The organism is Planktomarina temperata RCA23, from assembly GCF_000738435.1.
Lineage (GTDB): Bacteria > Pseudomonadota > Alphaproteobacteria > Rhodobacterales > Rhodobacteraceae > Planktomarina > Planktomarina temperata.
On sequence record NZ_CP003984.1, the window covers coordinates 3,011,760 to 3,035,112 of the forward strand.

20 protein-coding genes, 3 tRNA genes and 1 rRNA gene are annotated in these 23,353 nt (G+C 53.8%); 5 read left to right on the forward strand and 19 right to left on the reverse strand.

Features of this window, described 5'->3' with window-relative positions; all coding sequences use genetic code 11:
* Nucleotides 1-75 precede the first annotated feature (75 nt).
* The 5 genes from RCA23_RS14495 to msrP all read right to left on the reverse strand — a co-directional run bounded on the left by RCA23_RS14495 (nucleotide 76) and on the right by msrP (nucleotide 4,175).
* Nucleotides 76-151 (reverse strand) — tRNA-Ala (locus RCA23_RS14495).
* 20 nt (nucleotides 152-171) lie between these two features.
* Nucleotides 172-248 (reverse strand) — tRNA-Ile (locus RCA23_RS14500).
* Nucleotides 249-495: 247 nt separating this feature from the next.
* A 16S ribosomal RNA gene (locus RCA23_RS14505) occupies nucleotides 496-1,960 on the reverse strand.
* Nucleotides 1,961-2,551: 591 nt separating this feature from the next.
* Entirely contained in the window at nucleotides 2,552-3,187 is a 636-nt protein-coding gene (gene msrQ / locus RCA23_RS14510) for a protein-methionine-sulfoxide reductase heme-binding subunit MsrQ (RefSeq protein ID WP_052377212.1), read from the reverse strand.
* An 85-nt stretch (nucleotides 3,188-3,272) separates the two neighbouring features.
* Nucleotides 3,273-4,175 carry a protein-methionine-sulfoxide reductase catalytic subunit MsrP gene (gene msrP, locus RCA23_RS14515; protein ID WP_044050910.1) on the reverse strand — a complete coding sequence of 301 codons (903 nt, stop codon included), beginning with the start codon at nucleotides 4,173-4,175 and terminating at the stop codon, nucleotides 3,273-3,275.
* A 149-nt stretch (nucleotides 4,176-4,324) separates the two neighbouring features.
* Here msrP and RCA23_RS14520 point away from each other — a divergent pair, with 149 nt between their 5' ends.
* A complete protein-coding gene (locus RCA23_RS14520) occupies nucleotides 4,325-5,080 on the forward strand; it encodes an SDR family NAD(P)-dependent oxidoreductase (protein ID WP_044050911.1) in 756 nt (251 codons plus the stop codon).
* Here the strand turns inward: RCA23_RS14520 and RCA23_RS14525 are convergent.
* Both RCA23_RS14525 and clpB read right to left on the reverse strand, forming a co-directional pair.
* The gene (locus RCA23_RS14525; RefSeq protein ID WP_044050912.1) at nucleotides 5,057-5,725 is read right to left on the reverse strand and encodes an HAD family hydrolase; all 669 of its coding nucleotides are present in this window, start codon (nucleotides 5,723-5,725) and stop codon (nucleotides 5,057-5,059) included. The genes RCA23_RS14520 and RCA23_RS14525 overlap by 24 nt on opposite strands.
* 64 nt (nucleotides 5,726-5,789) lie before the next feature.
* Nucleotides 5,790-8,399, reverse strand: a complete 2,610-nt coding sequence (gene clpB / locus RCA23_RS14530) for an ATP-dependent chaperone ClpB (RefSeq protein WP_044050913.1) — start codon at nucleotides 8,397-8,399, stop codon at nucleotides 5,790-5,792.
* A 223-nt stretch (nucleotides 8,400-8,622) separates the two neighbouring features.
* Between clpB and pyrF the strand changes: the two genes are divergently transcribed.
* Nucleotides 8,623-9,339 carry an orotidine-5'-phosphate decarboxylase gene (pyrF, locus tag RCA23_RS14535; RefSeq protein ID WP_044050914.1) on the forward strand — a complete coding sequence of 239 codons (717 nt, stop codon included), beginning with the start codon at nucleotides 8,623-8,625 and terminating at the stop codon, nucleotides 9,337-9,339.
* Here pyrF and RCA23_RS14540 read toward each other — a convergent pair.
* Together RCA23_RS14540 and RCA23_RS14545 are read right to left on the reverse strand one after the other, a co-directional pair.
* Nucleotides 9,336-9,617: an NfeD family protein gene (locus tag RCA23_RS14540; RefSeq protein WP_044050915.1), complete on the reverse strand. Its 282-nt coding sequence runs from the start codon at nucleotides 9,615-9,617 to the stop codon at nucleotides 9,336-9,338. The two genes, pyrF and RCA23_RS14540, sit on opposite strands and share 4 nt — an antisense overlap.
* Nucleotides 9,617-10,507 carry an SPFH domain-containing protein gene (locus RCA23_RS14545; RefSeq protein ID WP_052377213.1) on the reverse strand — a complete coding sequence of 297 codons (891 nt, stop codon included), beginning with the start codon at nucleotides 10,505-10,507 and terminating at the stop codon, nucleotides 9,617-9,619. The genes RCA23_RS14540 and RCA23_RS14545 overlap by 1 nt, the downstream gene beginning before the upstream one ends.
* 132 nt (nucleotides 10,508-10,639) lie before the next feature.
* Here RCA23_RS14545 and RCA23_RS14550 point away from each other — a divergent pair, with 132 nt between their 5' ends.
* A complete protein-coding gene (locus RCA23_RS14550; RefSeq protein ID WP_044050916.1) occupies nucleotides 10,640-11,896 on the forward strand; it encodes a DNA polymerase IV in 1,257 nt (418 codons plus the stop codon).
* Between the two features lie 4 nt (nucleotides 11,897-11,900).
* On the opposite strand, the gene RCA23_RS14555 is transcribed toward RCA23_RS14550, so the two are convergent.
* Nucleotides 11,901-12,758 (reverse strand): N-formylglutamate amidohydrolase, encoded by an 858-nt coding sequence (locus RCA23_RS14555; RefSeq protein ID WP_044051629.1) that lies wholly within the window; start codon nucleotides 12,756-12,758, stop codon nucleotides 11,901-11,903.
* A gap of 194 nt (nucleotides 12,759-12,952) precedes the next feature.
* Here RCA23_RS14555 and RCA23_RS14560 point away from each other — a divergent pair.
* Nucleotides 12,953-13,027 (forward strand) — tRNA-Val (locus RCA23_RS14560).
* Between the two features lie 48 nt (nucleotides 13,028-13,075).
* Nucleotides 13,076-13,201 (forward strand): type B 50S ribosomal protein L36, encoded by a 126-nt coding sequence (gene ykgO / locus RCA23_RS16330; RefSeq protein ID WP_048864290.1) that lies wholly within the window; start codon nucleotides 13,076-13,078, stop codon nucleotides 13,199-13,201.
* A gap of 70 nt (nucleotides 13,202-13,271) precedes the next feature.
* Here ykgO and RCA23_RS14570 read toward each other — a convergent pair whose 3' ends face one another.
* The 9 genes from RCA23_RS14570 to rbfA all read right to left on the reverse strand — a co-directional run bounded on the left by RCA23_RS14570 (nucleotide 13,272) and on the right by rbfA (nucleotide 23,344).
* On the reverse strand, nucleotides 13,272-14,477 hold the full coding sequence (locus RCA23_RS14570; RefSeq protein ID WP_044050918.1) for a phenylacetate--CoA ligase family protein: 1,206 nt from the start codon (nucleotides 14,475-14,477) through the stop codon (nucleotides 13,272-13,274).
* A gap of 25 nt (nucleotides 14,478-14,502) precedes the next feature.
* Nucleotides 14,503-15,327: an ATP-binding cassette domain-containing protein gene (locus RCA23_RS14575; protein WP_044051630.1), complete on the reverse strand. Its 825-nt coding sequence runs from the start codon at nucleotides 15,325-15,327 to the stop codon at nucleotides 14,503-14,505.
* 59 nt (nucleotides 15,328-15,386) lie between these two features.
* Nucleotides 15,387-16,667, reverse strand: a complete 1,281-nt coding sequence (locus RCA23_RS14580) for an ABC transporter substrate-binding protein (RefSeq protein WP_044050919.1) — start codon at nucleotides 16,665-16,667, stop codon at nucleotides 15,387-15,389.
* 64 nt (nucleotides 16,668-16,731) lie between these two features.
* Complete coding sequence (locus RCA23_RS14585; protein ID WP_044050920.1) at nucleotides 16,732-17,808, reverse strand: branched-chain amino acid ABC transporter permease; 1,077 nt, start codon at nucleotides 17,806-17,808, stop codon at nucleotides 16,732-16,734.
* A 62-nt stretch (nucleotides 17,809-17,870) separates the two neighbouring features.
* Complete coding sequence (locus tag RCA23_RS14590; protein WP_044050921.1) at nucleotides 17,871-18,872, reverse strand: branched-chain amino acid ABC transporter permease; 1,002 nt, start codon at nucleotides 18,870-18,872, stop codon at nucleotides 17,871-17,873.
* Between the two features lie 67 nt (nucleotides 18,873-18,939).
* The gene (locus RCA23_RS14595) at nucleotides 18,940-19,758 is read right to left on the reverse strand and encodes an ABC transporter ATP-binding protein (RefSeq protein ID WP_044050922.1); all 819 of its coding nucleotides are present in this window, start codon (nucleotides 19,756-19,758) and stop codon (nucleotides 18,940-18,942) included.
* A 51-nt stretch (nucleotides 19,759-19,809) separates the two neighbouring features.
* Nucleotides 19,810-21,771 (reverse strand): AMP-binding protein, encoded by a 1,962-nt coding sequence (locus RCA23_RS14600; protein WP_236631373.1) that lies wholly within the window; start codon nucleotides 21,769-21,771, stop codon nucleotides 19,810-19,812.
* Between the two features lie 175 nt (nucleotides 21,772-21,946).
* Complete coding sequence (truB, locus tag RCA23_RS14605) at nucleotides 21,947-22,852, reverse strand: tRNA pseudouridine(55) synthase TruB (RefSeq protein ID WP_044050923.1); 906 nt, start codon at nucleotides 22,850-22,852, stop codon at nucleotides 21,947-21,949.
* Between the two features lie 51 nt (nucleotides 22,853-22,903).
* Nucleotides 22,904-23,344: a 30S ribosome-binding factor RbfA gene (gene rbfA / locus RCA23_RS14610; protein ID WP_052377291.1), complete on the reverse strand. Its 441-nt coding sequence runs from the start codon at nucleotides 23,342-23,344 to the stop codon at nucleotides 22,904-22,906.
* Nucleotides 23,345-23,353 lie beyond the last annotated feature (9 nt).

Consider the following 23,353-nt stretch of genomic DNA (forward strand, 5'->3'; position numbering starts at 1 on the left):
CAGTCCGAAGACTGAACAATGTCCAAGTTGGACAGCAAAACAACAAAAGTTGCTTAACTTTCAAACTTAAATCCTTGGTGGAGCGTATCGGGATCGAACCGATGACCCCCTGCTTGCAAAGCAGGTGCTCTCCCAGCTGAGCTAACGCCCCATTTAAGGGTGTGTAATCTATGGTGGGTCGAGGAGGACTTGAACCTCCGACCTCACGCTTATCAGGCGTGCGCTCTAACCACCTGAGCTACCGACCCAGTGGATCTTGAATAACAAGATCGACAACGCCCGACAGGTGACTTGCAAAGCAAGTCTGCCGAAAGGGCCGGTGGTGGTCCAATCAGGCGGTTTATACAAGCCTAAGGCTCGCAATTCTGAAGAGATATGAGGACGGCTCGGCCCAAGTCCATCAAAAGATGAACTGATGTTTTGATATGCAAAGGACATATCATGCTAAGTGATCTACGAGTAAGACCGAAGTCTTGCTGCTAAGATCATCCTTAGAAAGGAGGTGATCCAGCCGCAGGTTCCCCTACGGCTACCTTGTTACGACTTCACCCCAGTCGCTGATCCTACCGTGGCCGCCTGCCCCCCCGAAGGGTTAGCGCAGCGTCGTCGGGTAGAACCAACTCCCATGGTGTGACGGGCGGTGTGTACAAGGCCCGGGAACGTATTCACCGCGTCATGCTGTTACGCGATTACTAGCGATTCCGACTTCATGGGGTCGAGTTGCAGACCCCAATCCGAACTGAGACAGCTTTTGGGGATTAACCCATTGTCACTGCCATTGTAGCACGTGTGTAGCCCAACCCGTAAGGGCCATGAGGACTTGACGTCATCCACACCTTCCTCCCGCTTATCACGGGCAGTTTCTCTAGAGTGCCCAGCTTAACCTGCTGGCAACTAAAGATGTGGGTTGCGCTCGTTGCCGGACTTAACCGAACATCTCACGACACGAGCTGACGACAGCCATGCAGCACCTGTCACTGCGTCCCCGAAGGGAACGTACCATCTCTGGTAGTAGCACAGGATGTCAAGGGTTGGTAAGGTTCTGCGCGTTGCTTCGAATTAAACCACATGCTCCACCGCTTGTGCGGGCCCCCGTCAATTCCTTTGAGTTTTAATCTTGCGACCGTACTCCCCAGGCGGAATGCTTAATCCGTTAGGTGTGACACCAACAAGTATACTTGCTGACGTCTGGCATTCATCGTTTACGGTGTGGACTACCAGGGTATCTAATCCTGTTTGCTCCCCACACTTTCGCACCTCAGCGTCAGTATCGAGCCAGTAAGCCGCCTTCGCCACTGGTGTTCCTCCGAATATCTACGAATTTCACCTCTACACTCGGAATTCCACTTACCTCTCTCGAACTCAAGACTAGCAGTATTAAAGGCAGTTCCAGGGTTGAGCCCTGGGATTTCACCTCTAACTTACTAATCCGCCTACGTGCGCTTTACGCCCAGTAATTCCGAACAACGCTAACCCCCTCCGTATTACCGCGGCTGCTGGCACGGAGTTAGCCGGGGTTTCTTTACCAGATACTGTCATTATCATCTCTGGCGAAAGTGCTTTACGACCCTAGGGCCTTCATCACACACGCGGCATGGCTAGATCAGGGTTGCCCCCATTGTCTAAGATTCCCTACTGCTGCCTCCCGTAGGAGTCTGGGCCGTGTCTCAGTCCCAGTGTGGCTGATCATCCTCTCAAACCAGCTATAGATCGTAGGCTTGGTAGGCCATTACCCCACCAACTACCTAATCTAACGCGGGCTAATCCTTCTCCGATAAATCTTTCCCCCAAAGGGCGTATAAGGTATTACTCTCCGTTTCCAGAGGCTATTCCTTAGAGAAGGGCATATTCCCACGCGTTACTCACCCGTCCGCCGCTCACCCCGAAGGGCGCGCTCGACTTGCATGTATTAGGCCTGCCGCCAGCGTTCGTTCTGAGCCAGGATCAAACTCTCAAGTTGAAATACAGTTACCTGTATAACCTTGACGTTCGAACCTCTGCACATCGTCCCGCTGTTCAGGCGGGACATCATTTCTGTTCATTGTGCTTCAGTTTCAAAAGAAACAAAAACCTAACAAACAGTGAAGCTGACCTTACATCATCGGACACCCTCAAAAGAGGTAGCCCTAGTAAGTCGATATGCAGTTGTTTGTTCATCGAATGAACCAAACCGCCCACATATCTCTTCAGATACCAAAATTTCAAATAACGTGACACAAAAAAAGCCAAATTACGCAATAACAATATGCGCAAAATGATCGTTTTATCTTTCTGTGTCTGACCAGCGCGGCGTCTCTGCGTTGCTGATAGAGGGCTTCTAAGGTTACTGATCAAAAGCCGCAAGAGCTTTTTTGCAGAAATGTCTAATTTTTTGAATTAAGTTTTTAAACGATTAAAAACAGTGCCATAATTTGACTTTCAATGACTGCTGCCTGCCGGTGAGGCATTCAAAACACATGCGGACAGGCCAAAAAACAAGAATTCGTGGGAATCTTGGCAGCGCAAACATGCCAGCCGCCAAAGACTCACCTGCAAACCGGCCGAGGTGCCCTCATCCGATGAGCTTTTTCCGCAGCCCCTGAAGGCCTGACTGCAATCCACGACGCCATTTGCTCACACGGAGGGCCAAAAACGCCAGGATCACGACCATATGGGCCAGCGCTTCCACATCAAAGCCTTTAGACAGCATGATGAAATGCAGCCCAGCCAAAATAGCCACCAGATAGATCAGGCGATGCAGAATACGCCAGAAGCGTCCCAGGCGCCGGACCGAAAGATCATTGGACGTGATCGCCAAGGGGATCATCGCGACAAAGCCTGCGAACCCTACGGTCACATAGGGGCGTTTGACAATCTCAGTCCAGATTTGGTTGAGGCCTTGCAGATCAAGTACGAACCAGACCAAGAAATGCGCCGTGACATAGGCAAAAGCCATCACCCCGATGGCTCTGCGGAATCGCACCAGATTGATCCGAGTGAAATGCAACAGCGGTGAAATGGCGAGACCCAGAATTAAGAGCTTGAGGGCAAATTCGCCCAGCTCCTCTTCCAGTTCATTAATAGGTTCTGGTCCAAGGTTATCGGTCAAGCCCGCCGCAATGACCAAGAGGCCCGGAATAGGGAGAATGAGGTACAGAACCCAGGTCGGAATTTTGCGCAGACCCGTGTTGATCCATTGTATAAGCATTATGGCAATCCATTTTCATTTAATAGATGCCACAATAGCCGAATGGCTGCCCCATGCAAACACCCTGCGCCGCGCTGGCGAGACGCTAAAAATACGTCGTGAGATCCATACCCTTGTAGAGATCTGCAACTTCAGCCTCATACCCGTTGAACATCAATGTTGGTTGCCGACGATTAAACAGGCCACCGCCAATCTTGCGCTCTGAGGCTTGCGACCAGCGTGGATGGCTCACCGTTGGATTCACATTGCTGTAAAAGCCGTATTCGCGGGCATTGGCCATATTCCAGCTCGTGGCAGGCTCTTGGTCCGTCAACGTGATCCGCACGATGGATTTGATCGATTTAAATCCGTATTTCCAAGGCACCACCAATCGGATCGGCGCGCCATTCTGATTTGGGATGGGCTTGCCGTAAATTCCCGTCGCCATCAGGGTCAAAGGATGCAGCGCCTCATCAAGCCGCAACCCCTCGCGATAGGGCCAATCCAGGACAGGATAGCGCAGACCTGGCATTTCATCGGGACGGTTGGCAGTCTCAAAGGCAACATATTTGGCCCCCGACTGTACGCCGACCTTATCGAGAATGTCTTTCAGCTCCACCCCATTCCAAGGCACGACCATCGACCAGGCTTCAACGCATCGGAACCGATAGATACGCTCCTCTTCACTTAACCCCTCAAGCAGCGAGGTCAGCGAATAGCGCCCAGGCGCATCGACCAAACCATCTACTTCAATCTCCCAACCAGAGGTGTTCAACCGGTGGGCGTTGGCGGCAGGATCTTCCTTATCGGTGCCAAATTCATAGAAATTGTTATAGCTGGTGATATGCTCCCAAGTGTTGGGCTCTAAGGTTTCCGCCAGAGCCGGGCTGGCGATCGAAGCCATAGCCCCTGCCCCCAAGGCGCCTGCGATAACTTGCCTGCGATTGAGCCAAAGCGGCTCCGGAGTGACATCCGCGCGTGTCAGCGTATTGGTCCAGCGATGTGCCATGGTGAGATCCTTTCTCTTGAGGAAAACATAGCCCAAAAGCCGCTTCTGTCCACTACAAGTCACATCACAGCTTCGCTAGGTGCCTGAAACATTTTGAGCACTTGCCTCTGCTGCGACCCAGCGGCACAGTCAGGCAAAAGGAGAATGATATGAAAACTGCACTCATTACCGGCGCGGCGCGCGGCATTGGACTTGCCACAACGGATATACTCTGCGCGCAGGGATGGCATGTGGTCATGGTGGACAGAGACGCAGAAGAGTTGACGGCGAGAGCATTTGAGCGCCAAGCGGTGACCGCGGCGGTGCATGATATTTCAGATCCAGACCAAGTGGACAGTATGATCGCAGCGACGCTGGCCGCGCGTGGGCAGATTGACGCTTTGGTCAATAACGCTGGGGTTGCCGATTTTGGCCCGATTGAGCAAACCACCTTCGCGCGCTGGCGGCGGGTCATGGAAACCAATCTGGACGGGGCGTTTCTGTGCACCCAAGCGGCCACTCCAGCCCTCAAGGCCAGTCGCGGCGCAGTGGTCAATATCGCCTCAATCTCTGGTCTGCGCGCCTCGACCCTGCGGGTGGCCTATGGAACGTCAAAAGCTGCAATCATTCATATGACACAGCAATATGCGGCAGAGCTTGGCGAATATGGCATTCGGGTCAATTCTGTGGCGCCCGGCCCGGTGCGCACCAAACTGGCCATGGCCGTCCATACCCAAGACATCATCGATGCCTATCACGACGCCATTCCACTGGGTCGCTATGGTAGCGAAGCGGAAATCGGGCAGGTCATCGCCTTTCTATGCTCAGATGAGGCCAGCTTTGTGACCGGGCAAAATATCTCGGTCGATGGGGGATTTGAAAGCACGGGTATTGGTCTGCCGTCACTCCGCGGGCAAACCAAGTAGCGCAGGCAGCTGCGCCATATCGTCAAACACGAGATCCGTAAGACCTTCAAATTTGGCGCGCGGAGTGTCGCGCGTAAATCCCAAAACGGCCATGCCCGCAGCCACGGCGGCCTGTGCTCCGGTGGCGCTGTCTTCAACCACCACACAGTCTTGCCGCGCCACACCCGCTTGGCTGGCAGCCAATAGATAAACATCCGGAGCAGGTTTGGGCGCGGCGACATCTTCGCGCGAATAGATCCGCCCCGCAAAGCGCGCCGCCAAGCCGCAGCGCGCCAAGGTAATTTCCATCTTGCGATGCGGCCCGTTTGAGCCAATCGCATAGGGAATGTCCTGATGATCCAAACGATCCAACACCGCTGCAATGCCCGGGATAGGCGCGACACTGCGGGCCAAAACAGCAAACACTTTGTCATAGATTTGATCGACCCAATCTGCTGGAATATCCGCGCCCATGGCCCGCGCTTGGGCACCGGCCCCGGCAATGGTTCCACCCACGAACAGATCGGTGACTTTCGGCAACTCAAGCGGCAAGCCTCTTGCGGCCAGATCTTTACGGATCAGTTGCAGTGTCAGAGGTTCACTATCTACCACGACGCCGTCACAATCAAAAATTACCATCTTAGGCAGGCGTTCAAGCTGTCGCATATAGTGTTCCTTGTGAAATAAAGCGCCCCCACGCGATTGCACGGGGGCGCTGGTGTTCGAGAGCTTAATGCACGACCGCGTCTTTGGGTGGCAATCGGTTGGAACCGCTCACCCTATCTCCAACGATCAAGCCCTCACTGCCCGCCGTGACGGGCACAATGTCACCATCTGAGACTTCACCGGCCAAAAGCATCTCGGCCAATTGGTTTTGCAACGCCGATTGGATCACCCGCTTCAACGGACGCGCACCAAAGACCGGATCATACCCTTCATCGGCCAACCAAGTTTTGGCGGAGGCATCAAGTTCCAAGCTGATCTCCCGCGGTGCCAGACGGCTCTGCAAAAGTCCCAATTGGATATCCACAATACCGTCCATGTCCTGCCGGTTCAGACGATCAAAGATGATGGTCTCGTCCAAACGGTTGAGGAATTCCGGGCGGAAATGCCCCCGCACAGCCTCCATAACTTCGCTCCGCGCCTCAGAAGATTCCATCCCTTCGGGTAGCTCGCTGAGCACCTGCGCCCCAAGATTTGAGGTGAGTACGATTAAAGTTTGCTTAAAGTCCACGGTTCGGCCCTGGCTGTCGGTGAGCACACCATCGTCCAAAACCTGCAACAGAATATTGAACACATCCGGATGGGCCTTCTCCACCTCATCAAACAAAACCACTTGATAGGGCCGGCGGCGCACAGCTTCGGTCAAAACGCCCCCCTCATCATAGCCAACATAGCCTGGAGGCGCGCCGATCAACCGCGACACACTATGTTTTTCCATGAATTCTGACATATCAATCCGAACCATCGCAGCGTCGTCATCGAACAAGAAATTCGCCACCGCCTTGGTCAATTCGGTCTTACCCACGCCGGTTGGGCCCAAAAAGAGAAAGCTCCCCAGAGGTCGGCTTTCATCATTGAGCCCAGCCCGCGCCCGGCGCACCGCATTGGACACGGCTTTGACCGCGGCCGATTGACCAATCACCCGCGCATGCAGCTCCTCCTCCATGCGCAGCAATTTATCCCGCTCGCCTTCCAGCATCCGCGAGGTCGGAATCCCGGTCCAGCGCTCGACCACACCGGCGATTTGATCTGGGCGCACGGCCTCCTCAACCATATGACCTTCGGCCGCTTCCGCCTCTGCTAGGCTTTTTTCCAACCCCGGAATCACCCCGTAGGACAGCTCACCGGCTTTGCCGAGATTGCCCTCACGTTTGGCGATGTCCAGATCGGCCCGGGCCCGGTCCAGCTGCTCTTTGATCTCGCGCGCTGAGGCGAGCTTATCCCGCTCCGCCTGCCATTGGGCGTTCAGCTCGCTGGAGCGCTCTTGTAGATCGGCCAAAGATTTCTCCAAAGCCACAAGCCGAGTTTTCGACGCCGCATCATCCTCCAGCTTGAGCGCCTCAACCTCGATTTGTTTTTGCAAGATATCACGGTCCAGCGCGTCCAGCTCTTCGGGCTTGCTATCGACCTGCATCCGCAAGCGACTGGCCGCCTCATCCACGAGGTCAATGGCCTTGTCGGGCAGAAAGCGATCCGTGATATAGCGGCTTGACAGGGTTGCCGCCGCCACAAGCGCCGCATCAGCGATGCGCACGCCATGGTGCAACTCGTATTTCTCCTTGATCCCACGCAGGATCGAGATGGTATCGGTGACGCTTGGCTCTTCGACCTGGACCGGTTGAAAGCGCCGAGCAAGGGCGGCGTCTTTTTCGACATATTTGCGATACTCATCCAGCGTGGTCGCTCCGATGCAGTGCAATTCGCCGCGGGCCAGAGCCGGTTTGATCAAATTGGCCGCGTCCATCGCACCATCGCCTTTGCCCGCGCCGACAAGCGTGTGCATCTCATCGATGAACAATAGGATTTCGCCCGCCGCAGATGTCACCTCATTCAACACCGCCTTGAGACGCTCTTCAAATTCGCCGCGATACTTCGCCCCGGCAATCAAGGCGCCCATATCCAAAGCCAAGAGCCGCTTATTGCGCAGGCTTTCGGGCACATCACCGTTGATAATGCGCAGCGCCATACCCTCGGCAATCGCCGTTTTCCCAACGCCCGGCTCACCGATCAACACCGGGTTATTCTTGGTGCGCCGCGATAGGACCTGCATGGCGCGGCGGATTTCTTCTTCTCGGCCAATGATCGGGTCAATCTTCCCTTCCCGCGCCCGCGCGGTCAAATCTTGGGCATATTTCTTTAACGCCTCATAGCTGTCTTCGGCGCTGGCCGAATCCGCGGTGCGACCCTGACGAATGTCTTCAATCGCGCCATTGAGCTTTTGCGCCGTTACGGCGCCGGCGTCGAGTGCCTCCTTCGCTTTGGATTTCACCATGCAAAGCGCCATCAAAATGCGCTCCACGGGCACAAAACTGTCGCCCGCCTTTTGCGCCAGTTTTTCCGCCTCAGCTAAAACCTTGCCAGTTGTGCCGTCGACATAGACCTGCGCATCACCCGTAACCTTGGCAATTTTGGACAGGGTAAGGTTCAAATGTTCGAGCACGCGCTGCGGCACGCCACCGGATCGCGCGATCAAATTGCTCGCCAACCCCTCTTTGTCGTCCAACAGTGCTTTGAGCAAATGCTCCGGCCCAAGGCGCGCGTGATCTTCTCTTTGTGCAATGGTTTGGGCCGCCTGAATGAAACCGCGCGACCGTTCGGTGAATTTGTCTAAATTCATCGTCTCTCTCCTTAGTAAGCGTCGCGGATCTTACGCTGCCCGACTTCGGCACAGCCATTATGCGACCTTAACCGTTATTTGGGCATCGTCCACTGGCTCGACAAGTGATCGGCCCACATAAACAGGGATTTTTGGCAATAAATCGCAATTTATGACCCTTGGCATGGACAGGCGCGGTTACAATGGATAATTCACCCCCAACGCGCAAACTCTGGAGATCCCCATGGCTGATGACAAATTAATTGTGGCGATGGATATGCCAAATGCCATTGAAGCCTTGAAGATGGCCGAGCAACTCGGGGATGCGGTCAACTTCTACAAAATCGGCCTCGGTATGCTGACCGGCGGTGGTTTGGCGCTGGCCAATGAGTTAAAGGCGGAATTGGGCAAGCGTATTTTTCTCGACATGAAATTGTTCGACATCGGTGCCACCGTTGAACATGCGGTGCGCGGTATCGCGCAATTTGATCTCGATTTCCTAACCGTCCACGGCGACCCCTATGTGGTGCGCGCGGCCAAAGAGGGCGCGGCAGGGAAGGATTTGAAAATCCTGGCCGTGACTATTTTAACGTCACTGGATCGTGCCGATCTCAATGATGCCTTAATCAAGCCCGGAGATATTGCCGATTTGGTGGCAGAGCGCGCGGGCAAGGCCTTTGACGCCGGAGCGGACGGGGTGATTGCCAGCCCGCAAGAGGCCGCTGTCATCCGCGCACTTCCCGAGGCCAAAGGCAAATTGATCGTCACCCCAGGTGTGCGCCCCACGGGCGCCGACTTGGGCGACCAAAAACGCATCGCCACACCGGCGCAGGCCATTGCCAATGGCGCAGATCATGTGGTCGTGGGTCGGCCAATTTGGACCGCCCCCTCCCCACGCGATGCAGCGCTTTCTATTTTGGCGGAACTGGCCAGCCCACAAGCCGAACGCCCAAATGCTTAATCGTTGATATCACCCTCAAAGGTTTTGACCTGTCCTTTGGGCAGCGAGAAAATCCGGCGCAGGATCAAAGTGGCGACAAGCGAGGTCACGGCGAATATCAGCACCGAGACCGGCGCGCCGATAGAGCCAGCGCCTCCCAAAAGCATCACCAGCGCGACGCAGGCAGCCCCGATGGTCATGCCCAAAAACACAAAGGCCGGCACGATGATTTCAAGAAAGGCCAAGGCCAAGGCCAAAATCGCCCAAGCCCACCAAGTGGCATGAAGTGTCTGAAGCATCACTTCGACCCTTTCAGCATTTTGAACGCATCTGCAAAAGCATCCATCGCGTTGGAGGGCACCAGGATGGTTTGCTTGCCCTCACCACCACCTAAGGCGGTTAGCGCTTCAACCTGCTTGAGCGCCACCTGGTATTGCGCCGCTTCAATGCCATTCTTGGCAATGGCGCGTGCAACAACACCCGTGGCATAGGCTTCAGCATCCGCTTGCAGACGGCGCGCTTTGGCCGCTTGCTCGGCAGAATAGAGTTCTGCATCGGCGTTGAGCTCCACAGCGCGCTTATATCCTTCTGCCTCAGTCACCTGCGCCCGGCGGGCCCGCTCGGCGTTGAGCTGTTGCAGCATAGCATCTTGAGTGGCCCGATCGAGGTTCACATCCAGCAATTCTGCCCGTGTCACCTCAACGCCCCAGTCATCAACCGCGACCTCAATCGCCGACTTGATCGCATTGATCAGCTCAGAGCGGTTCGATTGCACCTCGTCCAACTCCATCTGACCGATTTCCGCCCGCACGATCCCGGCTACAGTGGTTGAGATCGCCGCGTCCACATCGCGGATTCGGTAAACTGTTTTTGCCGGTTCGGTAATGCGATAGAAAACCGAGGTATCGACTTTCACCAGAACGTTATCGCTGGTGATTGCGTCTTGGCTGTTGGTTGGCAACTGCCGCTCAAGAACCGAAACCCGATGCCGCACCCGGTCCAGGAAGGGCACAATGAAGTTTAACCCTGGGCCCAGAACAGATTTGAGGCGGCCGAACCGTTCGACCACAAATTTCTCAGATTGCGGCACGATGCGCACACCTTTGAAGAGGACGACCAAAATAATAATCGCCAAGGCGATGAGAAAGCCATTTTGCCCCAATTGGCTTAAAGTCGCTTCAAAATCCATAAATTTTCTCCCCATGAGTCTGTTCTATATAGGGACTATATAGGGCGTGTTATGCAAAAATGAAATCTTCGATGCGGGCCGACAGTCGGCTTGCGCGTGGACGCAGCCGCGCTTCCGCGTTAGCTTACAGACATGCCTGCATTTTGCCGCGATTGTTTGACCACCTTTGAGACTGCCCCGCGCCGGTGCACGGCTTGTGGGCGGCCACGCATAGCCGCCCATCCAGAGCTCTTCTCCCTCTCCATCGCCCATATGGATTGCGACGCCTTCTATGCCTCGGTTGAAAAGCGCGACAATCCAGAGCTGGCCAGCAAACCCGTTATCATTGGCGGCGGTCGACGCGGGGTGGTGAGCACGGCTTGCTATGTGGCCCGCGTGCGGGGTGTGAAATCTGCGATGCCGATGTTTCAGGCGCTAAAACTTTGCCCAGAAGCCGTGGTGGTGAGGCCGCGCATGGAGGAATATGTAAAAGCCAGCGCCGCCATCCGCAAAATGATGCAAGAGCTCACCCCAGCCATTGAGCCCTTGTCTCTGGATGAAGCCTTCCTCGATATGACCGGCACCACAGCGCTGCATGGGGCGCCGCCTGCGGTGATGTTGGCCCGTTTGGTGAAACGCATGAGGGAGGAATTGGGCCTCACCGGCTCGATCGGTCTGTCACATAATAAATTTCTCGCAAAAGTGGCCAGTGATCTCGACAAACCAAGGGGATTCTCGGTGATCGGAAAAGCGGAGACAAATCAGTTCCTCAAAGATAAACCCATCGGCCTGATCTGGGGCGTGGGAGCTGTGGCACAGGGCGCATTGGACAAGGCGGGCATCCGCACATTTGCCGATCTTTTGCGTTGGGAACGGCAGGACCTGACCGCACGCTTCGGATCCATGGGGGATCGGTTGTGGCATCTGGCCCGCGGCGAGGACCGGCGGCAGGTCTCGGCCCATGCGCCTGTGAAAAGCATCTCAAATGAAACGACATTCTTTGAAGATACCTCAGATTCAGATATGCTCGACGGACATATCTGGCGCCTTGCGGAAAAGGTCAGTGACCGCGCAAAGGCTCGGGATCTCGCCGGGCGTGTCGTGACGCTGAAGCTCAAACGCAAAGATCACAGCCTTTTGTCACGCCGTGTATCTTTGCGCGAGGCCACGCAGATCGCCGATCGGATCTACCGCACGGCGCGAGATTTGTTTGACCAGTCCGGCCCGCAGGGTCCCTATCGCTTGATTGGCGTTGGCCTGTCCGATTTGGTGCGTGCGGAGGAAAGTGATTTGACCGGCGATCTTCTGGACCCCAAGGCAAGCACCCGCGCCAAGGCCGAACGGGCGACAGATACTATTCGGGCAAAATTCGGCAAAGATGCGATCGTGAAGGGACGGTCTTTGCGCTAGGGCTTCACTGCGCCGCGAGCTCTTGCCCCGATTGTCCCAGTCTTGCAATATCCGCAATGACGCCAACCAGACGGCGACGGACGGCATCGAACTCAGCGCTTGGCCGGATACGCGCTTCATCCATATAGAGGCTGCGATCAATTTCGATCTGCACCGCATGTTGCCCCATCTGCGGCTTGCCATAACGCCGACTGATAAACGCGCCGGCAAAGGGCGTGTTGCGCGCCACCCGAAATCCAGCCTCCACAAAAGCGCCATGAATATGCGCCATCAGCGTCTCATCGGCAGCCGCCCCAAAACGGTCGCCCAAAACGATCTGCGGCGCCGTGCCCTCAAGCGGGCCGCGACTGACGGCGGAATGGGGCATGGAATGACAGTCAATTAAGATGGCTTGACCAAACTGCACGCGAGTCTGGTCCAAAAGCGCAGTCAGCTTATGATGATATGGCCACCAAATGCGGTAGATGCGCTCTTGCGCCTCTTTTAGGCTGATCTTTCCGCGGTAAATCGGTGTCCCAATCGCCACGACCCGCGGCACAACACCAAGACCCGAGGCAATCCTTGCATTGACGCCCAGGCTTTTAACACCCTCAATCACCGCAGGATCCAGCTCATCGCAGGCACGGTTGAGGTCCACATAAGCCCGCGGGGCATTGGCAACCAAGAGCGGCGCGCCGAACTGAACGGCAGGCTCAAACAAGTGATCGACAAAAGCATCTTCAGAGGCGCGAATCGCATGCGAATCAAGCACAGACTGCGCCAGAAACTCCGGCGCATAGTGGCGCCCCGAATGCGGCGTGGCAAAGACAACGCAACTGCTACGGTGGACAGGCTCAAAAAGGGTGAAAGGAGCATCTTGCATGGGGCAACCATAGCATAGAGCCCAGATTGAGGAAACAATTCCTATGAAATCCGCCAAAATTGCCATTGTCCCAGCAATTTCTCGGCTCAATTGCGATTTCAGCTTGAAGACTCGCGACCTGCTGCATATACGGCCGCTACCGGCGCGATTTTTGCGTCCTTTTTTGTGGGGCGTGGGGAAAACATCGGTTCAACGGGCGCGTAGCTCAGCGGTAGAGCACTTCGTTGACATCGAAGGGGTCACTGGTTCGATCCCAGTCGTGCCCACCATTTTGTTTACTTGGGCTACTCCGCGGCCCGGTTTTGAAGGAGAAGGCCATGAAGGTCAAAAACTCGCTTCGCTCGCTTAAGAGCCGCCACCGCGATTGTCGTGTGGTACGCCGTAAGGGCCGTGTTTATGTGATCAACAAAACACAGCCTCGCTTTAAAGCACGTCAGGGTTAATCTCTGATACAGCGTTTTTAAAAAGGCCGTCCCTCCGGGGGCGGCTTTTTTTATAGCCGAAGTCCAAGGCTCACTCGTAGCTGCGTTGATCTTCAATCACGACGCCATCACGCGGCAAGCTGCCGGAGGCGACCACTTCCACTTGACCGCGCAATTTCAACGTCTCTGTCAAGGAGGCTGCGTAGTCAGCGGCTTTCTCAGCCACACCTTCGATTTTCACAGCCATTGCATCCGCCTCACCATCCCGGCTGGCAATGACACGGGCGCGGGTGACTTCGGGGTGTTTGGCCACAAAGGCCGCCACTTGCTCGGGGCGGATGAACATCCCTTTGATCTTGGTGGTTTGATCGGCGCGGCCCATCCATCCCTTGATTCGCAGGTTGCTCCGTCCGCAGGCGCTTTCACCCGGCATAAAGGCAGAAAGATCTCCGGTGGCAAATCGCACCAATGGGTAGTCATTGTTCAGCGTGGTGACCAAGACCTCGCCCACCTCACCAAAGGGGACAGGATCGCCCGTGCCGGGCGTGACGATCTCGACCACGACACCCTCATCCAGGATCAATCCGTCCATTGCCTCGCTTTCATAGGCGACATTGCCAAGATCCGCGGTCGCATAGCATTGGCGGCAAATGATGCCCCGGTCTGCATACCATTGCCGCAACGAGGGAAACAGCGCTCCGCCCCCAACTGCGGCTTTGCCAATACCGAGCGTCAGGCCCATCTCATCGGCCTTTTCCAAAATCACTTTCAAGTAATCTGGCGTGCCGGCATAGCCGGTGACCCCCACATCGTGCGCCGCTTGAGCTTGTAGTTCGGTTTGCCCGGTCCCGGCCGGCAAAACGGCAGCGCCCACGGCCCGTGCGCCGTTCTCAAACATCGTTCCAGCGGGCGTCAGATGATAGGAAAAGCAATTTTGCACAATATCGTCTGGCCCGAACCCGGTGGCATGCAAAAATCGCGCAAAACGCCACCAATCATGACTGTTTCGGCCAGGCTCATAAAGCGGCCCTGGCGATTGGAAGGCATAATCGAATTCTCCACCACTATAGCCACCAAAGGGTGGCAAGCGTTTTTGCGCAGCGCCAAGCTCTGACTTTCGCAGAACTGGCAAGCGGGCGAGATCGTCAGCAGAGGCAATGCTGGACAGATCAAACTGTGCCAAATGCTCATAACCCGCAAGGCCCTGCGCATGGGTCAAAAGCGCCGGCAAACATTCGGCCAAAGAGGCCGCACGGGCATCCGCAGAGCGGGTTTCTAAGGCGTCGTAAAATGTCATTGCTTGGCTTCCATCTATGAACAGGTCAGCTGAGCCATCTTTTGCGGCGGCGATAGCTGCGTGTGTCGCGAAAAGACTTGCGCCCCTCATCGGACATACCGAGATAAAATTCCTTCACATCCGGATTTTCGCGCAATTCCGCGGCCGGACCATCCATCACCACACGACCAGATTCCAAAATATAGCCATAATGGGCGAATCTTAGCGCAACATTGGTATTTTGCTCCGCCAAGAGGAAAGACACGCCCTCTTTCTCATTGAGATCTTTCACAATGCCAAAAATTTCTTCAACCAATTGCGGCGCCAAACCCATAGAGGGTTCATCCAGCAAAATCGTTTCGGGACGAGACATCAAAGCGCGCCCAATGGCACACATCTGTTGCTCACCACCAGAGGTATAACCCGCTTGGCTTTTGCGTCTTTCGGCCAGCCTTGGGAAATAGGCGTAAACTTTCTCCAAATCCGCCGCGACCGCGGCCGAGCCATCCGTGCGGGTATAGCTGCCGGTCAGCAGATTTTCTTCGATTGTTAAATGTTCGAAACAATGGCGTCCTTCCATCACTTGGATTACGCCGCGTTTCACCAAATCCGAAGGGTTCAAACCAGAAACCGATTGGCCGCGATAGGCAATCGTTCCTTTTGTAACTTCGCCGCGTTCGGAATGAAGCAATTGAGAAATCGCTTTCAATGTCGTGGTTTTACCCGCGCCATTACCGCCTAAAAGCGCGGTGATCCCGCCTTTTGGCACACTTAAAGACACGCCCTTCAATACCAAAATCACGTGATTATAAATCACTTCGATATTATTGACTTCGAGCAGTGTTTCGTTCGTTGAGCTGTCATCAAGCATGGCATTCATCCTATTGGAAATGCTCTGGCCCAGAGGGGGCCAGAGCGCTCTTATTCGTCTTAGCTACAACCGGCTGTGATGTTGTTTTCCGCAGCAAAGGCCGCAGAATCTGCATCAATCAAAGGTTGGATCACGGACATATCCGTTGCCATGAAGTCGGAAATTAGTGACCACTGCTTGGAAGTGGCATCCCACTGCGCAATAGCTCCAGTTCCCGGACCACCATGGTTTTCACAGGATACTTTAAAGGATGGGCCAAAATTTGGCATGCCTAGCTCAACCATGCGCGCCTCGGTAATTTCCAAGGCCTCCATACCATCACGCATCATTGCAGGTGTAATGTCGGAAACACCATGAATTTTTTGAGCTGCGCGTACTGCTTCGCTTGCCAACATTGCAGCATAAAGACCACGATTATAAACTACTGTTCCCAATTGATCCCCGGCTCCAGCAGCCTTTCCACGATCAACAACATAAGTTTTTAAATCGTCAAATAATGGGAAATCATCTCCAACATTGTGAAAAGTAATGGCTTTGTAGCCGTCAGCAGCATCTCCCGCCGGCAAAACATCAATTTCAGCACCGGACCACCAAACGCCAATGAAGTTTTCCATTGGGAACCTGATATTAGCTGCCTCTTGTATCGCAACTTGGTTCATAACTCCCCAGCCCCACATAGTCACATAGTCTGGGCGCTCACGGCGGATTTGCAACCACTGTGATTTTTGCTCCTGGCCCGGATGATCGACGGCCAAAGTTGTAAGCTCAAAACCATGTTTTTTCGACAATTCTTCCAAAGTACGGATTGGTTCTTTGCCAAATGCCGAATTGTGATACACCAACGTAAGCTTTTTACCTTTAATGTCACCACCGTTCAATTCCAGCAGATGGTTCACAACAAGAGATGCGCCATTCCAGTAATTTGCAGGGTAGTTAAATATATTACTAAAAACTTTGCCGTTTGCAGCAGACGTACGACCGTAACCCATAGAGTGTAAAGGAATCCCATCCGCAGTTACCTTTGGTATCAATTGATAAGTGATGCCTGTAGATAGTGGTTGGTAAACAAGAGCCCCTTCACCTTTGGTCGCTTCGTAGCATTCCACACCTTTTTCTGTGTTAAAGCCAGTCTCACATTCCAATATGCGAGTCATGACGCCGCCAATACCACCGTCGCGCTCATTTAAAAGTGTCATATAATCAGCGTATCCATCCGCGAACGGAATGCCTCCAGAAGCATAGGCGCCTGTGCGATAGGACAGAGATGGGAACACCAGGTCTGCCATAACTGGGGCCGCGGCCATGACGGCCGCCACTGTTGCTGTTGCTAGTCTTTTCATCGGATTAATCCTCCCTTGGTTTGTCCGAAATACCGGTTGTTCCGGTCATGTAGTTAACCTGTCACTAATGTGGGAAAGGCCACAATCGTAACTTTTCCTTGGCCACCCGCCACAGCTGAGCCAATCCATGGGGCTCAGCAATCAAAAACACAATGATCAAGGCGCCCACTATAATGAACTCTAAATGTGCCGCCAGTGCAGTATCCCAACCAAGGGCTCCCACTAAGATATTTTTTAGCAAAACCGGTAATAAAACCAGCATAGCTGCACCAGCGAAACTGCCAAAAATTGATCCAAGCCCACCAATGATTACCATAAAAAGAACTAAGAACGACTTCTGAATTCCAAACGATTCACCTACGTCCACAGCTCCAAGATAGACTGCAAAAAATAATGCGCCAGAAATACCGATGAAAAAACCCGATACCGCGAAGGCTGATAACTTTGCAGTCAACGGATTAACACCAATGATTTCTGCGGCGATGTCCATGTCACGAATAGCAGACCAGCGACGCCCCATCGAGCCGCGCGTTAAGTTTCGGGCAATAATCCCAGAAATTGTTAAAAAAACAAGGCAAATCAGGTATTTAGACCAAGCCTCTGTATTCGGACCTGTTACTAAATAACCTAATACAGTTCTATCAGGCGCTGTTATCTGACCGGTAGACGAATAATTGTAGAACCAGGCCACCCGGTTGAACAACCAGACCAAAAAGAACTGCGCCGCCAATGTGGCCACCGCCAGATAAAAACCCTTGATCCGCAGGCTTGGCAGGCCGAAAACCGTGACCACCGCCGCGGTTATTCCACCAGAGATCACCACATGGATCATGATGCTCACCTCTGGAAAGGCTGTCATGAGCTTATAACACGCATAGGCGCCCACAGCCATAAATCCACCCGTCCCCAAGGACACCTGGCCACAGTAACCCACAAGGATATTCAGCCCAATCGCGGCAATCGCATAGATCAAAAAAGGTACCAAAACAGCGTTGGCCCAGTAATCATTAATTACCAAGGGAATGACCAAAAATGCCACGATCAAAACCGCATAATAGCGATAACGATCAAATTTGATCGGAAAGGTTTGACTGTCCGCTTTATAGGTTTCGCTGAAATCGCCAGACTCACGATATAGCATGTTCTGCCTCCTTCACATTGAGATCATTCGTCGCAAAACCCCTTGGGGCGCAGGTACATGAGTTATACACGCTCAATGATTTTCTCCCCAAACAAGCCTTGCGGACGAAAGACCAAAAACACCAGAGCCAGCATATAGGCGAACCAATTCTCCGTCGCGCCACCCAAGAAGGGCGCGCCGATAAGGAATTCAAACAATTTTTCACCAACACCCACAATTAATCCGCCGACAATCGCACCAGGGATTGAAGTGAAGCCTCCAAGTATCAACACAGGAAGCGCTTTGAGTGCAATAAGCGATAATGAAAACTGCACGCCCGATTTCGCGCCCCACATGATGCCAGCGACCAAGGCCACAAAACCGGCAAGTGACCAGACTAAGACCCAAATGAAGCTCAAAGATATGCCAACAGACAAAGCAGCTTGGTGATCATCTGCCACGGCTCGCATGGCGCGGCCTTGCTTCGTGTATTGAGCAAATGCCACCAACAGGACCACTAAAACAATCGCCACAATGGCCGCAACAATATCCAGCTGATCTATGAAAAACCCGTAGAAGTTCGAGCCACCTAAAAATGCCGTAGCTTCCTCAATCCAAAAGCTACCACCCTGCGGAATGCCAACATCAAGTTTCTTGATATCAGAGCCCCACATCAAATCCCCAAAGCCTTCCATCAGATAGGCTAGCCCAATGGTTGCCATAAATAGGATAATTGGCTCTTGCCCCACCAAATGGCGGAAAATGAAATGCTGAACCATCCAGGCCAGACCAACCATCACGGCAATCGCCATCAGAATGGCCGCAAACGCTGGGACGTGCCAACCGAAGTGATGCACATCCGTGCCAAAGATCGCGTTGATCAAATGGGAAAATGGAACCTGACCATCCATAATGCCCACAAGGGTCAGCGCCGCGAACAAGGCCATAACCCCTTGCGCATAGTTGAAAATGCCCGAAGCTTTGAAAATTAGAACAAACCCCAAAGCTACCAACGCATAAAGCACACCAGCCATCAAACCATTGATTACAACTTCGACACCGAATAAAAACTGATCTGGGAACATAGCTTACGCCTCCGTGCCGGTATTGTGAGCAGCCTGCGTGACGCCGCCGCCCATAAATTTCATACGATCAATCATGCGCGACCCCTAAATAGGCATCAATCACCGCCTGATTGTTGCGCACTTCGTCGGGCGGCCCATCGCCAATTTTCTTACCATAATCCATCACAACCACACGGTCAGATAGATCCATCACAACACCCATGTCATGCTCAATCAAAACAATCGTCGTGCCAAATTCATCGTTCACGTCGAGAATAAAGCGGCTCATGTCCTCTTTTTCTTCCACATTCATCCCCGCCATCGGCTCATCCAGCAACAGCAGCTTGGGATCAGCCGCCAAGGCGCGGGCCAATTCTACGCGTTTTTTCAAACCATAGGGCAAGCGGCTGACAGGTGTTTTGCGGATATGTTGAATTTCGAGAAAATCAATGACACGCTCCACAACTGCGCGGTTTTCTGTCTCTTCACGTTCGGCTTTTCCATACCAAATCGCCTGGCTTAAAATACCACTTTTCATATGGTTCAATCGGCCGGTCATGACGTTATCCAAAACGCTCATGCCTTCGAAAAGCGCAATATTTTGGAAGGTCCGCGCGATGCCTTGGCGGGCGACTTCAAAGGGTTTCATTTCAGGCCGGCGGGCGCCTTTGTACCAGACCTCCCCTTCCTGGGGATGGTAAAAGCCAGAAATAACATTGAGCATCGAGGATTTCCCAGCGCCATTGGGTCCGATAATCGCGCGAATTTCTCCCTCGCGCACATCAAAGGAAATATCCTTGATCGCCACCACCCCGCCAAACCGCAGGGTGATATTCTTCATTTCCATCATCACAGAACCAATGGTTCGGCCATCTGCGGTTACAAAACTTTCAGCTTGGTCAAACATGGGGCGGATACTCCAAAGAATATTGAATGATCACTGCGGGCATGGATACAATCATTGGGCAGCCATCTGTTGCTCAGCGGCAAGCGCTGCATCCCGCAGCTCCAATTTTGCCGAAATCGAGCCCTTGCGCCCATCCTCATATGTCACCTCAGTAGTGGTCTCAACAAACAGCGCGCCGCCGTAAAGGCCAACGATCAGATCATCAAATTTATCCTCAACCGTGCGACGACGCACCTTGCGCGTGCGGGTCATTTCACCGTCATCGGCGTCCAATTCCTTATGCAGAACCAAGAAGCGGCGCACTTGGCAGCCCGACAACATCGGATCTTGCGCGATGCTTTGATTGGTTTCTTCAATATGGGCTTGGATCATGTCCAATACCTGCGGGTGCTGGGACAGCTCTTGATAGCCGCCATAGGCAATATTGTTGCGCTCGGCCCAATTGCCCACTGCATTTAGATCAATATTCACAAAGGCGGTGCAATAGTCCCGGTCATTGCCGAAAACGACAGCCTCCAAAATATTTGGATAGAATTTGAGCTTATTCTCAACATATTTTGGCGCAAACAAACGCCCATCAGCCATTTTGCCAACATCTTTGGCCCGGTCAATAATGCGCAGATGGCCCGTGTCCTCTTCAAAAAAGCCCGCATCTCCCGTGGCCACCCAGCCTTCGGCATCCTTGGTTGATGCTGTGCTTTCAGGGTTGTTGTAATATTCCACAAAAACGCCCGGTGACCGGTAATAGATCTCGCCATTGTCTCCAATGCGCACTTCGACGCCCGGTGCCGGAACGCCAACCGTATCGGCCCGCACCTCGCCATCGGGTTGAATGGTGACATAAACCGTAGCTTCTGTTTGCCCATACAGCTGTTTGAGGTTGATCCCAAGCGAGCGGTAAAAATCGAACAGCTCCGGCCCAATCGCCTCACCGGCTGTATAGCCAATGCGCACGCGGCTCAGGCCAAGGGTGTTTTTCAACGGGCCATAGATAAAAATATCCCCCAGAAAATACTTCACCCGATCCATAAAGCCGACCGAGGCCCCGCTCAATAGCGCGGGCCCGACGCGCTTGGCATGGGCCATCGCCTTGTCAAACATCCATTTCTTGAGACGGCCCGCATCTTCCATGCGGATCATCACATTGGTCAACTGGTTTTCAAACACGCGCGGCGGGGCGAAATAATAGGTCGGACCGATTTCACGCAAATCCGTCATCATCGTCTCTGCGCTCTCAGGGCAATTGACGCAAAAACCCGTCCACAGGGCTTGCCCCATCGAGAAGGTATAATCACCGACCCAGGCCATCGGCAGATAAGCCAACACTTCTTCGCCCGGGCCCAAGTCATCAAATTGCGATGAGTTTTTTGAGGTTTCAATGACGTTTCGATTGGACAAGACCACGCCCTTTGGGCGGCCCGTTGTCCCGGAGGTATAGAGCATCACGCAGGTGTCATCATAGGTCTGCGCCGCTTGGCGTTTGGCCAGCTCGTCGCCCAAATCTCCCCGCGCCGCCCGGCCTTCCTCTTGCAAGCTTTGATATTGCTTGAGGATGCTGTGGTCATATTTGCGCAGACCGCGTGGATCCAAATAGATGACAGTCTGAAGATTTTTCAAACTGTCGCGAATGTCGAGGATCTTATCCACCTGCTCCTGATCACCGGCCACGATAAACCGCGCATTGCAGTGATCCAGAACATAGGCAATCTCATCTCCCACCGCATCTTGATAAATTGGCACGGGTACAGCGCCAATGGATTGCGCCGCCAACATTGCCCAATAAAGATACGGACGGTTGCGACCCGCAATCGCCACATGATCGCCTTTTTGTGCGCCCAGCGAGAGCAAACCCAAGGCCAAAGCCTCCACTTGCTCCACCGCTTCAACCCAAGTCCAGCTTTGCCAAATGCCAAATTCTTTCTCGCGATAGGCCGCTTTATCGCCAAACTCACGCGCATTGCGTGCCAATAATGCTGGAATAGAGACCAGATCCGCCGAATCCGTCGCAGTCAAAATACTATCCTCCCAATGCCGGTTCCCGGCGCCTTTTCATAGGCTCTGGTCAGATAATGGAACTGCGGGTTGCCAAAGGTCAATCAATTTTTTTGAACATCCGTTCAATTCCACCCAAAATCGTCATGCGAAGACCCATCAAAGGATGCAAAAGGCACAGGAACGAGGGCGGCACTTACTCTTGCAAGATCACCCGCGTCGGATGAATTTCGCCTGATTTATAACGCCCAATCGCCTGGGCTTTGCCCTCATGGCTGACCCAAATTTCATCGCCATACTCTGCGGCGGTAAAACAAATCGCCGGATTGCCATTGCGCAATTTTGCCGCGCCTTCGGCATTGGTTGTTCCTTGCAACAGATCCGTCAAACCTTCTTCTAAAGGACGCAGAAACTGGTCAATCTCGGAGGTTTTTGCAAAGGGTTCGATCTGTTCGAGGCTGACCGCATGTTCCAAATCGAACGGGCCCGACCACAGGCGACGCAATTGCGCCACATGGCCATAGCAGCCCAAAACCTCTCCCAAATCCCGCGCAATCGAACGCACATATCCGCCCTTGCCACAGGTCATTTCCAAGACCGCTTGATCGGCTGAGGGTCGATCACTAAGCAACAGCTCTTCGACCCAAAGCGGCCGGGCGGCAATCTGCATTTCTTCGCCCGCGCGCGCCAATTTATAGGCCCGCTGCCCGTCAATTTTCACAGCGGAAAATTGCGGCGGCACCTGCATGATTTCCCCAAGAAACTCCTGTAAGGCTTCAACAATCTGCGCATCATCGGGTCGCAGATCAGAGGTTTTGATCACCTCACCCTCCGCATCATCCGTATTCGTGGCCGCACCAAAGTTTACTGTAAATTCATAGGCTTTCGTTGCATCCGTGATATAGGGGATGGTCTTAGTCGCCTCGCCCAGCGCCACAGCCAAAAGCCCCGTGGCCTCGGGATCCAAAGTCCCCGCATGGCCCGCTTTTTTAGCATCAAATGCCCAGCGAATTTTATTGACCACAGCCGTGCTGGTCAGGCCTGCAGGCTTATCAACAATGACCCAACCGGAAATGTCCCGGCCCTTGCGTGTGCGTCCCATAAGTCCCTCATGCGTTCTAGGCGGCTGCCCTAGCCCGGGCAGCGCAGCAGGTCAATCGCTCTGAGAGCCCGTATCTGCTGCATCCTCAACCTCTGGATCCGGCCCGAGATCGCGGCGCACCTCTTCGCGCTCAAATAAGGCGCGGGTGCTGTCTATCCGATCAAAAGTCTCATCGATGCGAAACCGCAGATCAGGGGCAAATTTCAGCCCTGCTTTGCGACCGACGATGCTGCGAATCTGGCCTTTGTTCCGCGCCAATGCGGCAATCGACTCCTCATAGAGCTTACCCCCCAGAGGCATGATGTAGACAGTCGCAATCTGCAAATCTGGCGAGGTGGTCACCTCTGAGACAGTGATTGAAATGCGGTTCAGTTCGGGATCGTGAATCTCGTCACGGGCCAGAATTTCAGACAGCGTTCGGCGAATAACCTCGCCGACTTTCAGTTGCCGTTGCGAAGGTCCGGATTTTTTGTGTGATCTGCTTTGTGCCATGGAAGAGGT